Raw genomic sequence first — 12,100 nt, 5'->3', positions numbered from 1 at the left:
CCCCTTACGAAAACGCGCTCACGCCGGTGAGAGCGCGGCCGATGATGAGCTTCTGGATCTGGCTGGTGCCTTCGTACACGGTAGTGACCCGGGCGTCGCGCAGGTACTTGCCCACGGGGTACTCGTCGATGTAGCCGTAGCCGCCGAAGACCTGCAGCGCCGCGTTGGCCGCGCGGACCGCGGCCTCGCTGGCGTAGAGCTTGGCGGTCGAGGATTCGGTGGCGAACGGCCGGCCGCGGTCGATGAGGTCGGCGACCCGCCAGGTGAGCAGCCGCGCCGCGTCGGCCTCGACGGAGATGTCGGCGAGCAGCTGCTGTACCAGCTGGAACGCCGCGATCTTCTTGCCGAACTGCTCGCGCTGGGTCGCGTAGCCGGTCGCCGCGTCCAGGCAGCCCTGGATGATGCCGACGCAGCCGGCGGCGAGCGACATGCGCCCCTTGGCCAGCGCGGCCATGGCGATCTTGAAGCCCTCGCCCTCGGCCCCGAGCAGGTTCGCGGCGGACACGAAGACCTCGTCGAAGCTGAGCATCGCGGTGGCCTGGCCGCGCAGGCCGAGCTTGCCGTGGACCTCGGTGACCTGCAGGCCGTCGGACGGCATCGGCACCAGGAACGCCGAGACGCCCTTCGGCCCGGGCCCGCCGGTGCGCGCGAAGACGAGCGCGACCGAGGCCCAGGTGCCGTTGGTGATGAACATCTTGGCCCCGTCGAGGCGCCAGCCGCCCTCGACCGCCGTGGCGCGGGTGGCGAGGGAGCCCGCGTCGGAGCCGGTGTCGGGCTCGGTCAGCGCGAAGCAGGCCAGGTCCTCGCCGCCGCACAGGCGGGGCAGCCACTGCGTCTTCTGTGCCTCGGTGCCGTACGTGTGGATGGACTTCGCGACCAGGCCCAGCGAGACGGAGACGATGCCGCGCACCGACGAGTCGCCCCGCCCGAGCTCCTCCAGGACCAGGCAGTACGTCAGGTGGTCGCCGCCGCTGCCGCCGTACTGCTCGGGGATCGTGATGCCGAAGATCCCGAGGCCGGCCAGCTTCTTGACGATCTGGAGGTCGACCTGCTCGGCCCGGTCCCAGGCCGCCGCGTGGGGCGCGATCTCGCGGTCGGTGAACTCGGCGGCCATCCGCCGGACGGCCTGTTGTTCGTCGCTGAGGGTCAGATCCATAACCTGATTCCTTAACTAACGATGTTAGTTTCTAGGATCGTACTCATGGTCCGTCCCCGAACGCCACTGCTGAGCCGCGACCGCATCGTCGAGGTCGCCACCGCGATCGTGGACGCGGACGGCCTCGACGCCCTCTCGACCCGCCGCCTGGCCCGCGAGCTCGGCGTGCAGGCGCCATCGCTGTACAACCACTTCGCGACGAAGGAGGAGATCGTCGACGCGATCGGCGACGCCATCGTGGCCGGCGTCGACCTGTCGATGCTCGGCCGCGACCCGTGGCCGGCCGCGCTGCGCTCGTGGGCCCGCGCCTACCGCGCCGCCTTCCGCGCGCACCCGAACGTGGTCCCGTTCCTGGCCCGCGGCCCGGCCCGCCGTCCGGCCTCGCTCCGCCTCGCCGACGCCGTCTACGGCGCCCTCGTCGACGCCGGCTGGACGCCGGCCCAGGCGACCCGGATCGGCGCGGCCATGCGGTACTTCGTGGCCGGCTCGGCGCTGGGCTCCTTCGCGCTCGGCTTCGTCGACGACCCGTCGCTGTACGCCGCCGACTACCCGCACCTGCGCGACGCCCACCGCCTCGCGGGCCGCCACACCCAGGTCGACGACTCCGCCTTCGAGCTCGGCCTGGACGCGCTCGTCGACGGCCTGGAGCGCAAGTTCTCCGAAAAATGAGCGTTCGCTCTATATTTAGCTATGCCCCGCGTCTCGGAAGCCCACCTCGCCGCCCGCCGTGAGCAGATCCTCGACGCCGCCACGCGCTGCTTCCTGCGCAACGGCTTCCACCAGACGTCGATGCAGGACGTCATCAAGGAGGCGGGGCTGTCGGTCGGGGCCTTCTACCGGTACTTCGACAGTAAGGCCGAACTCATCCGGGCCATCGCCGAGGAGAAGGTCGGCAGCATCCTCACGACCCTGGAGCAGCTGCTCGCCGAGGAACCGCCGCCGCCCCTGCCCGTCGCCTTCGCCGAGCTGCTCGCCCAGGTCGACCACAACCTCGGCGCCGAGGGGCCGGTGCGCATCGCGGTGCAGGTCTGGGGCGAGGCCGCCTACGACCCCGCGTTCGCCGAGCTCGTCGGGAACATCTACGTCCGCATCCGCACCCGCGCCACGGCGCTGGCCGTGCGGATGCGCGACGCGGGGGAGCTGCGCCCCGACGCCGACCCGGAGGCCGTGGCCACGGTGATCATGGGGCTCGTGCAGGGATACATCATCCAGCAGGTCCTGGCCGGGCGGGTCGGGCGGGAGACGTACCTGGCCGGGATCTCGGCATTGATCGGCCGCTATGGTGCGGGGGACGCCCACGAGGCGGACTGACCACCCCTACATGGAGGGCCTGACATGACAAACCTCTCCCGGCGCGGCGTCCTCGCCGCCGCCGCGGCCGCCGCGGCCGCGCCGTTCGTCGCGGGCTCCGCGGCCGAGGCGCACCCGAGCGAGCCGAAGACCTGGGATCTCACCCTGCTGGGCACCTCCGACACCCACGGCAACGTCTACAACTGGGACTACTACCGCGACGCGGAGTACGACGACGGCGCCCACAACGACGTCGGCCTGGCCAAGGTCGCGACGGTCGTGAACACGATCCGGGCCCAGCGCCGCGGCCAGGCGACCCTCGTGCTCGACGCCGGCGACACCATCCAGGGCACGCCGCTGGCGACGTACTACGCCAAGCAGGAGCCGATCACCACCACCCACGAGCGGCACCCGATGGCCCGGGCGATGAACGTCATCCGCTACGACGCGGTGACGCTGGGCAACCACGAGTTCAACTACGGGCTGCCGCTGCTGGACCTGTGGATCCGCCAGCTCGGCTTCCCGGCGCTGGCCGCCAACGCGGTGAACGTGAAGACCGGCCGGCCGGCGTACCTGCCCTACGTCATCAAGAAGGTCGACCTCGGCCACGGCGCGCCCAACCTGCGCGTCGGCATCCTCGGCCTGACCAACCCCGGCGTCGCCATCTGGGACCGCGCCAACGTCGAGGGCCGGCTGCGCTTCGACGACATGATCGCGACCGCCGCCCGGTACGTGCCGGAGATGCGCCGCCGCGGCGCCGACATCGTGCTCATCAGCGCGCACGGCGGCGACAGCGGCACCTCCAGCTACGGCCCGGAACTGCCCAACGAGAACCCCGCGGCGCTGCTCGCCGCGCAGGTGGCCGGCGTCGACGCGATCCTGTTCGGCCACGCGCACAACGACATCCCGCAGCGCTTCGTCACCAACACCGCCACCGGCGCCCAGGTGCTGCTGTCGGAGCCGTCGAAGTGGGGCCAGCGGGTGACCCGGATGGACTTCACGCTCAGCCGCGACCGGGGCCGCTGGCAGATCACCACCAAGGCCGCCACGACCATCAACACCAACGCCTACGAGGCCGACCCGGTGGTGCTCGCCGCGGTGCGGGCCCAGCACAACAAGACCGTCGCCTACGTCAACCAGGCCGTGGCCAACTCGACGCAGGAGCTCTCGGCGGCCGAGTCGCGGTACAAGGACACGGCGATCCTCGACTACATCAACAAGGTGCAGACCGACACGGTGGCCACAGCGCTGACCGGCGGGCAGTACGCGGCGCTGCCGGTGCTGTCGATCGCCGCGCCGTTCTCCCGCACCGCGCTGTTCCCGGCCGGGCAGGTGAAGATCAAGGACGTCGCCGGCCTGTACATCTACGACAACACCCTGGAGGCCGTCGTGCTCACCGGGGCCGAGGTCCGGGCCTACCTCGAGTACTCGGCGAAGTACTTCGTGACGCTGGCCCCGGGCGCTCCGGTCGACCCGGCGACGATCAGCGACCCCACGGTGCCGGACTACAACTACGACACGCTGTCGGGTGTGGAGTACGACATCGACATCTCCAAGCCGGTGGGGCAGCGCATCACGCGGCTCGTCCATCCCGGCACCGACACGCCGGTCGGGGCCGCCGAGCAGTTCGTCGTCGCGGTGAACAATTACCGGCGCTCCGGTGGCGGAAACTTCCCGGGGATCGTCAAGACGCAGGTGTACAACGCCCAGCAGGAGATCCGCCAGCTGCTCATCGACTGGGCGCAGGCCAAGGGCGTCATCGACCCCGCGGACTTCTTCACCCCGAACTGGCGGCTCGTCCGCGAGGGCGAGCCGGTGTTCTAAAGCGGGCGCGGAGATCCGGTGCGCCTTAGGGTGTTCTCCATGCAGGAGAGGATTCTGGGGCGCACCGGCGTTCCCGTCAGCGTCATCGGGCTCGGCGCGTGGCAGCTTGGCGCCGACTGGGGCCGTGTCGACGAGGAGGCGGCGCTCGCGACCCTGTCCGCCGCGCACGAGGCGGGCGTGACGTTCATCGACACCGCCGACGTGTACGGCGACGGGCGCAGTGAGCGGATCGTCGGCCAGTTCGTGCGATCGTTGCCGGACGGCCGGCGGATCACCGTGGCGACGAAGATGGGCCGGCGGGTGCCGCAGGAGCCCCGGCACTACAACCTCGCCAACTTCCGGGCCTGGAACGACCGTTCCCGGGAGAACCTCGGCGTCGACACCCTCGACCTGGTGCAGCTGCACTGCCCGCCGACCGAGGTCTACCACACCGACGAGGTGTTCGACGAGCTCGACGGGATGGTCGCCGAGGGGCGGATGAAGGCGTACGGCGTGAGCGTCGAGACCACCGCCGAGGCCCTCGCCGCGATCGCCCGGCCCAACGTGGCCAGCGTGCAGATCATCTTCAACATGCTGCGGCTCAAGCCGCTCGACGAGGTGCTGCCGGCGGCCGAGAAGGCCGGCGTCGGCATCATCGCCCGGGTGCCGCTGGCCAGCGGGCTGCTCTCCGGCCGGTACGACGAGCACACCACCTTCGGGGCCGACGACCACCGCACGTACAACCGCCACGGCGAGGCCTTCGACCAGGGCGAGACCTTCTCCGGCGTCGACTACGCCACGGGGCTCGCGGCCGTGCGCCGCCTCGCCGCGCTGCGGCCCGAGGACGCCACCATGGCCCAGGTCGCGCTGCGCTGGATCATCGACCACCCCGCCGTCTCCGTCGTCATCCCCGGCGCGCGCAACGCCCAGCAGGCCCGCGGCAACGCCGAGGCCGCGTCCCGGCCGCCGCTGCCGCCGGAGACGCACGAGGCGGTCACCGTGGTCTACGACGAGCTCGTGCGGGGGTCGGTGCACGACCGGTGGTAGCCGTCGGCGACACGATCGGCGTCGAGGAGGAGTTCCACGTCGTCAACGGCGAGACCGGCATGCTAGAGCCGGCCGCGCGCCGGGTGCTGCGCGGCGTCGACGCCGAGCCGGAGCTGCACCGCTCGATGGTCGAGACCGCCAGCGCCGTGCACACCGACCTGACCGCGCTGCGGGCCGACCTGGTGGAGAAGCGCCGGTCGCTCGTGGAGGCGTCCGGCCGCCACGGCCTGGCGATCGTCGCCGCCGGCTCCGTGCCGGGCTCCGGGAGCACGCCCAGCCGGGTGTACCCCAACGAGCGGTACGAGCGCATGGCCCAGGAGTACCGCCAGCTCGTCGACGAGCAGCAGGTCGCCGCGTGTCAGGTGCAGGTCGGGGTGCCGGACCGGGACCAGGCGGTGCGGCTCACCCGGCGGATCCGGGAGTGGCTGCCGACGCTGCTCGCCCTGAGCGTGTCCTCGCCGTACTTCGCCGGCCAGGACACCGGGTACGCCTCCTACCGCACGATCGTCACCTCCCGCTGGCCGACCGTCGGGCCGCCGCCGGACCTGGACTCGGCCGCGCAGTACGACAAGGTCGTCGCCACGCTGGTGGAGAGCGGGGTGATAAGCGACGCCGGGATGGTGTACTTCGACGCCCGGCCGTCCGCGCGGTACCCCACGGTCGAGGTGCGCGTCGCCGACTCCTGCCCCGACATCGACGACGTGGTGCTGCTGGCCGCGCTCGCCCGGGGCCTGCTCACCGTCGCCGCCGAGGAGGACGACTCCGGCCGGGCCCTGCCCGAGACGCCGCAGGTGCTCCTGCGCGCGGCCACCTGGCGGGCCGCCCGCTCCGGCCTCAGCGGCCACCTCGTCGACCCGTCGACCCGCAGCGCGGTGCCGGCCGGGGTACGCATCGACGCCCTGCTCCAGCGCGTGCGCCCCGCGCTGGAGGCCCGCGACGAGTGGGACACCGCCCTGGAGCTCCTGGCCGCCCTGCGCTCGCGCGGCACCTCGGCCTACCGGCAGCGCCGGGCGGAGTCGCACCGCGAGGTGGTGCTCGCCCTCGCCGCCGAAACCGCGAAGGGGTGACTACCCTCGGGGCATGACGCACAGGGGTCTGCTGGTCGACTGGGGCGGCGTGCTCACCACCGACGTGTTCGCGTCGTTCGACGCGTTCTGCGCGCGGGAGGGGCTCGCGCCCGGAACCGTTCGCGAGCTCTTCCGCGCCGATCCCCGGGCGCGCGAGCTGCTCGCCGGCCTGGAGGACGGCACCCTGCCCGACGCCGAGTTCGAGGCCGGCTTCGCCGCGCTGCTCGGCCCGGGCATCGCCGCCGAGGGGCTCGTCACGCGGCTCATGGGCGACGCCGGCGACGACCGGGCGATGCTCGACTTCGTCCGGGCCGCCCGCGCGGGCGGCATCCGCACCGGGCTCATCTCGAACTCGTGGGGGATCGACCGGTACGACCGCAATCTGCTCGCCGAGCTCTTCGACGGCGTGGTGATCTCCGGCGAGGTCGGGCTGCGCAAGCCGGCGCCGGAGATCTACGCCCTGGGCGCGGAGGCGGTCGGGCTGCGGCCGGACGAGTGCGTGTACGTCGACGACCTGCCGGGCAACCTGAAGCCCGCCCGGGCGCTGGGCATGACCACGCTGCACCACCGGGGCGCGACGCAGACCATCGACGCTCTGCGCCCCCTGCTGGGCCTGACCCGGTGAGACGCCGCACGCTGCTCGCGTTCGCCGCGGCCTTGCCTTTGAGCGCGTGCGAGTCGGACGGCGCGGAGGCCACCGGCAACCTGCGCATCGCCACGGGCAGCCCCGGCGCCGTGTACTACCGCTACGGCTCCGCGATCGCCGAGCTGTGCAAGCGCTACCTGCCCAACGTCCACGCCAGCGTCCTGACCACGGCCGCGTCCCAGTTCAACGTGCAGAGCATCCTCGACGGCACCGCCGACGTGGCGTTCACCCAGGCCGACATCGCCGCCGAGAACGACCAGAGCCACCCGGACCAGTTGGCCGCCCTGGGCCGCCTGTACGACGACCACATCCACGTGGTCGTCGCGGCCAGCGGCCCGGTGAAGGGCCTGCACGACCTGCGCCAGCGCCGCGTGTCGATCGGCGGCGAGGGCTCCGGCACCGCCATCACCGCCCTCCGGGTGCTGTCGATCTCCGACATCGCCATCGAGGGGAAGCGTCTCGGCCTGGACGACTCGGTGGCGGCGCTGCGCGCGGGCGGCATCGACGCGTTCTTCTTCTCCGGGGGCCTGCCGGTGGCCGCGATCGCCGACCTGGCCCGCGACTTCCCGATCCGCCTGCTGGACCTGTCGGAGCCGGTGAAGGCGCTGCGGGCGCAGTACGGCGACTACTACGCGGAGCGGGTCGTACCGGCCTCGACGTACACGGGCATCACGGCGACGGTGGCCATAGGCATCGCCAACTACCTCGTGGTGCGCATGTCGATGAACGAGCCTCTGGCGTACGGCGTGACGCGCCTGCTGTTCGAGGGGCGCGACGAGCTCGCGAAGGCCCACCAGGCGGCCGCACGCCTGAACATCCGCTCGGCTATTTCCACTCCGCCACTGCCCCTGCACCCCGGCGCGATCCGTTACTACCGCGCCCAGAAGGCCTAGCAGTACCTTCAGCTCGCTGCGCTCGCGTTGGGGGAGCTTCGCTCCACCCAAACCCCCTCAAGATCCGCGCCGGCGCCGGCATCCGCTTGACCCGTTGATCCGTCCGGGTGGGCCGCGCCGTCACGGCGCGGCCCATCGTTCTCGGCGGGGTGGGCCGTGAAGAAGCGGATGAGGTCTTCCGCGGCGGTCGGGGACAGCATCATCGCCTGGACCCGGGCGGACATTTCGGCGATCGGGCCGATCCTGGTGAACATCTCCTCCTCGTACGCGCGGATCGCGGCGTGCGGGTCGGTGGGGTGGGCGGCCAGTTCGCGGGCGAGTACCGCGGCGTCCAGCATCGCCTGGTTGGCGCCCTCACCCACCGGCGGCATGAGGTGCGCGGCGTCGCCGATCAGGGTGACGCCCGGGCGGCCGGTCCAGCGTGTGCCGATCGGCAGGGTCTCGATCCGGCGCGGGGTCGCCTCGCCGTCGCCGGCCTCGATGAGTGCGGTGAGCCTCGGATTCCAGTCGTCGAACAGGTCCAGCAGGGCACGCTTGCTGCCGACGTGGTGGTCGTCCGCGCGCAGGGACGCGACGACGCGCAGGCTGCCGTCGCCGCTGCGCTGTGCGGCCAGGAGCTGGTTCACGCCGAGGCACCACAGGTTTCCGGGGCCGACCAGCTCGGCCAGGTGCGGGTGGCGCCGGTCGACGTCGGCGATGCCCAGCTCGGCCAAGGTGGCCACGTAGGTCGGTTTCGCGTCGGTCAGCAGCGACCGGACCATCGACCGTGCGCCGTCCGCGCCGACGAGGATCTCGCAGTCCGATCGGTCACCGCCGTCGAACTCCAGCCGGAAGCCGCCGCCGGCTGCCGGTGTCGCCGTGGTGAGGCGGTGCCCCCACGCGACCGTGTCGCCGGGGAGCGAATCGAGCAGAAGGTCGCGCAGGGCGTTCCGGTCGATCTCGGGTCGTCCGGAGAACGAGCCGGGCTCCGGCTCGTGGTGCAGGAGGGTCCGGCCGGCCGGGTCGAGGATGCGCAACTCCTCGCCCTCGGGCCGCGCGGCGGATCGGAACCGGGCGGTGAGGCCCGCCTCCGCCAGGGCGTGCTGCCCGGACTCCGGGTGCAGGTCGAGCGATCCGCCCTGTGATCGGGCGGATCGGTCGGGCTCGCGCTCGTACACCACCGCATCGATGTTTTGCCGGTGCAGGATTCGAGCCAGGGTCAGCCCGCCGAGGCCGCCACCGGCGATCGCTACGCGCATCGTCAACCTCCTTAGCGTACACTGTATCGTGTGACTACACCGTACCTTAGCGCGGCGGAGCCCGTCTGGGAGCGGCCCGAGCCCCGGACTCGGTCGGCGCCGGTTCCGTTGAGCCGCGCGAAGATCGCCGCCACGGCGATCCGGGTGGCCGATGAGCACGGCCTCGACGGGCTGTCGGTTCGCAAGATCGCCAAGGAGCTCGGCGTCGGTCCGATGCGGCTCTACGACTACGTGGTGAACCGGTCCGAACTGCTTGATTTGATGGTCGACGCGGTCTACGCCCGGATCGCCGAGGCCGACCGGCCGGCCGACTGGCGGGCCGCGGTCGTGGCCATCGCCCGCCTGACCCGGGTCGCCGCCCTGGAGCACGAGTGGTTCGCCGACCTGCTCGGCGGAAGGCCGCACCTGGGCCCGAACGCGCTCGCCGTGGGCGAGTCGACGGCGGCGGCGCTCAGCCAGGCCCCGGGCGTGCGGGACATCGCCGACCTGCAGCGGGCCGCGGGAACCCTGAGCGCCTTCCTCATCGGCGCGCTCCGCCGGGAGATCACCGAGCGGCGCACCGCGCGCTCCACCGGCACCGACGAGCGCGCCTGGCAGGCCAGCCTCGGCCCCTACCTGACGCGGCAACTGGAGACCGGCCGGTACCCGACCATCGCCCGGCTCGTCATCGACGGCGCCCACCTCGAGGCCGAGGAGGACTTCGATCGCAACCTGACCACCGTCCTGGACGGCATCACCGGCCGTCCCGCGCCGCGATGACCACGCCCCGGCAGCAGGTGCTGGACGAGCTGGCCCGCCGGGTCCTCGTGCCGCGGCCGGATCACCCGACACGCGTGGGCATCGACGGCCACTCCGCCGCGGGCAAGACGACCCTGGCCGACGAGCTGGCCGCCGTCCTGCGCGGGAGGACGGCCCGGCCCGTGCTCCGGGTCGCGGTCGACCACTTCAAACGGCACGTGGACCGGCGTACGCAATATCCACCCGGCTCGCCGGAGAGCTACTACTTCGAAATGTTCGACGTCGACGCCATCCGCGATGAGCTGCTGGTCCCGCTGGGCCCCCTCGGCAGCCGCCGGTACCGCACCCAGATCATGGATTTCAGCGGCCGCACGCCCGTCGACTCGGGCGTGCACGTGGCTCCGGACGACGCGATCCTCGTGGCGGACGGCGGCTTCCTGCAGAAGCCGGCCCTGTTCCGGCACTGGGACCTGCGCGTGTACGTCCACATCGAGGTGGCGGACGTACTGCACCGCGGCACGGCGCGCGACCAGGCGTGGATGGTCTCGGCGGAGGCGGCCGCCGAGCGGTACCGCACCTACTACATCCCGGGCGAGGAGCTGTACCTGGCCGAGGTCCGCCCCGCCGAACGAGCGGACATCGTCATCGACAACCGCGACTTCGACGCCCCGCGCATCGTCCGCTGAACCGGACGGCGGGCCTCCGCGGCAGGAGGCCCCCGGCCTCCTCGTGTCGATCGCGATGATTGACCGGCTACAACGCGCGCGGCTTCCCCCAGCACGGAACCGAGACGTTGCGGGTCCTCACCGCGTAGACCGGCTTCACGGGGCCACCCAGTCGTTGCCGGACGCGGCCGGCGGCGGCGGGCCCGCGGCGGCCGACGGGGCCCACGAGGACCAGGAGACGGGAGCCGGCGGCCGGACGTGCCGCGATGTGGCCGGGTGCCCCAGCCCCGCCCGCCCGGCCAGCGTCAGCACGATGCCGGCCGTGACGGCGGCGACGAACGTGACGCCGAGCGGCAGCGCCAGGTGCGGGCCCTCCGCGGCGAGCGGGGTGGCGGCCGCGGAGACGACCTGCATCAGCAGCAGCGTCTGCAGCAGCAGCATGAGTCCCGCGGCCAGGCGGCCCCCGATCACCGCGCCCCGGCGGCCGCTACGGGCCCGGACCGCGGCGCTGCACGCGATGGCGGTACAGATGGCGAACGGCCCGCCGAGCACCAGCAGCACGATCGAGGCGTCGCCGAGGTCGGCGGTCAGCAGCATCGCGGCGGCGTACCCGGCCAGCGTCACCGCGCCGGCGACCGCGAAGCGTGGCGGCGCGGCCCGCAGCGGCCCGGGCGGAGGCGCCGCGACGGGCACGGGCACCGCGAAGCCGGTGTCCACCATCGGCAGCTCGGGCGCGGCCGCCGGCGGGTCGCCGTCCGGGCCGGCCAGGGCGCGGCCCGTCGCCGGCAGCACGAGCAGGACGATGGTCACCAGCATCCCGGCCTCGGCGACGACGGTCGCGGTCACGGCGATCGCCAGCGGCACTCGAGCGGCACGAAGCATGCGCGCACGCTACCTGCAGTGCAGTACGCCCATGTCCGACAGCCCGAACTGTGTCTAGGGGCACCGCCCGAGCCGGCGCAGCAGCCGGTCCTGTTCGTCCCCGGCCGACGGCCGCTCCGACGGCTGCTCCGGCGCGAAGAAGCGCTCCAGGCCGGCCAGGCCCGCGTACGTCTGCTCCAGGCTCGCCGCCGCCCACGCGGCCAGCCCGGGATCGAGCGCCTCGGGGGCGCCGACCGCGCGGGCCAGGTCCCAGGTGTGGATAAGACTGTCTGTCGTCCGTACCGCAAGCAGCCGGCCCCCGCGCGCCCGGCCCAGCGGGTAGTCGAGCAGCCGGTCCAGGGCGCCCGGCGCGCGGAAGGCGTGCGCGCAGTCGCGGACCGAGGCGTCGTACGCGGCGACCGGGTCGGCTCCGAGCGCGTCGGCGTCGCGGAGCCGGATGAAGTCGGCGGCCGTCGCGCCCGCGAGGAGGGCGACGTAGTTCAGGTTGCCGCGGGTCATGTGGTTGACCAGGGCGCGCACGTCCCACTCGGCGCAGGGGGTCGGAGCCGTCCACTGCTGCGGGTGCACCTCGCGCAGGGCGGCCGCGAACCCCGCGCTCGCTCGTTCGTAGCGGTCGGGCTCGTCCATGCCCCCAGCGTGCCGGTACACCCGGAAGAACGCCGGCGGGGATCGGAC

At 72.8% G+C, this 12,100-nt stretch carries 13 protein-coding genes; 9 read left to right on the top strand and 4 right to left on the bottom strand.

The features are described from left to right. Nucleotides 1-4: 4 nt before the first annotated feature. On the bottom strand, nt 5-1,156 hold the full coding sequence (locus AB0B76_RS17830) for an acyl-CoA dehydrogenase family protein (RefSeq protein WP_360375880.1): 1,152 nt from the start codon (nt 1,154-1,156) through the stop codon (nt 5-7). A 45-nt stretch (nt 1,157-1,201) separates the two neighbouring features. On the opposite strand from AB0B76_RS17830, the gene AB0B76_RS17825 reads away from it, so the two are divergent. From AB0B76_RS17825 to AB0B76_RS17795, 7 genes are read left to right on the top strand one after another with little or no spacing between them, the layout of a single operon-like run. After that, on the top strand, nt 1,202-1,825 hold the full coding sequence (locus AB0B76_RS17825; RefSeq protein ID WP_360375878.1) for a TetR/AcrR family transcriptional regulator: 624 nt from the start codon (nt 1,202-1,204) through the stop codon (nt 1,823-1,825). 21 nt (nt 1,826-1,846) lie between these two features. After that, nucleotides 1,847-2,467, top strand: a complete 621-nt coding sequence (locus AB0B76_RS17820) for a TetR/AcrR family transcriptional regulator (RefSeq protein ID WP_360375876.1) — start codon at nt 1,847-1,849, stop codon at nt 2,465-2,467. A gap of 24 nt (nt 2,468-2,491) precedes the next feature. Further along, the gene (locus tag AB0B76_RS17815; protein WP_360375874.1) at nt 2,492-4,270 is read left to right on the top strand and encodes a 5'-nucleotidase C-terminal domain-containing protein; all 1,779 of its coding nucleotides are present in this window, start codon (nt 2,492-2,494) and stop codon (nt 4,268-4,270) included. Nucleotides 4,271-4,309: 39 nt separating this feature from the next. Further along, nucleotides 4,310-5,296: an aldo/keto reductase gene (locus AB0B76_RS17810; protein ID WP_360375872.1), complete on the top strand. Its 987-nt coding sequence runs from the start codon at nt 4,310-4,312 to the stop codon at nt 5,294-5,296. Beyond that, entirely contained in the window at nt 5,290-6,363 is a 1,074-nt protein-coding gene (locus AB0B76_RS17805; RefSeq protein ID WP_360375870.1) for a glutamate--cysteine ligase, read from the top strand. Before AB0B76_RS17810 ends, AB0B76_RS17805 begins: the two co-directional genes overlap by 7 nt. Before the next feature lie 13 nt (nt 6,364-6,376). Then, a complete protein-coding gene (locus AB0B76_RS17800; RefSeq protein WP_360375868.1) occupies nt 6,377-6,988 on the top strand; it encodes an HAD family phosphatase in 612 nt (203 codons plus the stop codon). Beyond that, nucleotides 6,985-7,902: a TAXI family TRAP transporter solute-binding subunit gene (locus AB0B76_RS17795; RefSeq protein WP_360375866.1), complete on the top strand. Its 918-nt coding sequence runs from the start codon at nt 6,985-6,987 to the stop codon at nt 7,900-7,902. Before AB0B76_RS17800 ends, AB0B76_RS17795 begins: the two co-directional genes overlap by 4 nt. An 8-nt stretch (nt 7,903-7,910) precedes the next feature. Here AB0B76_RS17795 and AB0B76_RS17790 read toward each other — a convergent pair whose 3' ends face one another. Beyond that, nucleotides 7,911-9,140 (bottom strand): NAD(P)/FAD-dependent oxidoreductase, encoded by a 1,230-nt coding sequence (locus tag AB0B76_RS17790; protein WP_360375864.1) that lies wholly within the window; start codon nt 9,138-9,140, stop codon nt 7,911-7,913. A 30-nt stretch (nt 9,141-9,170) separates the two neighbouring features. Here AB0B76_RS17790 and AB0B76_RS17785 point away from each other — a divergent pair, with 30 nt between their 5' ends. Continuing rightward, the gene (locus tag AB0B76_RS17785) at nt 9,171-9,899 is read left to right on the top strand and encodes a TetR/AcrR family transcriptional regulator (protein ID WP_360375862.1); all 729 of its coding nucleotides are present in this window, start codon (nt 9,171-9,173) and stop codon (nt 9,897-9,899) included. Further along, nucleotides 9,896-10,564 (top strand): uridylate kinase, encoded by a 669-nt coding sequence (locus AB0B76_RS17780; protein ID WP_360375860.1) that lies wholly within the window; start codon nt 9,896-9,898, stop codon nt 10,562-10,564. Before AB0B76_RS17785 ends, AB0B76_RS17780 begins: the two co-directional genes overlap by 4 nt. Before the next feature lie 135 nt (nt 10,565-10,699). Here the strand turns inward: AB0B76_RS17780 and AB0B76_RS17775 are convergent, their stop codons facing one another. Then, nucleotides 10,700-11,425: a hypothetical protein gene (locus AB0B76_RS17775; protein WP_360375858.1), complete on the bottom strand. Its 726-nt coding sequence runs from the start codon at nt 11,423-11,425 to the stop codon at nt 10,700-10,702. 54 nt (nt 11,426-11,479) lie between these two features. Then, a complete protein-coding gene (locus AB0B76_RS17770; protein ID WP_360375856.1) occupies nt 11,480-12,052 on the bottom strand; it encodes a TIGR03086 family metal-binding protein in 573 nt (190 codons plus the stop codon). Nucleotides 12,053-12,100 lie beyond the last annotated feature (48 nt).

It is taken from the genome of Dactylosporangium sp. NPDC049140, from assembly GCF_040648435.1.
Note: the sequence above shows the minus strand (reverse complement) of the source record. Positions and strands in the feature narration are given on the sequence as shown.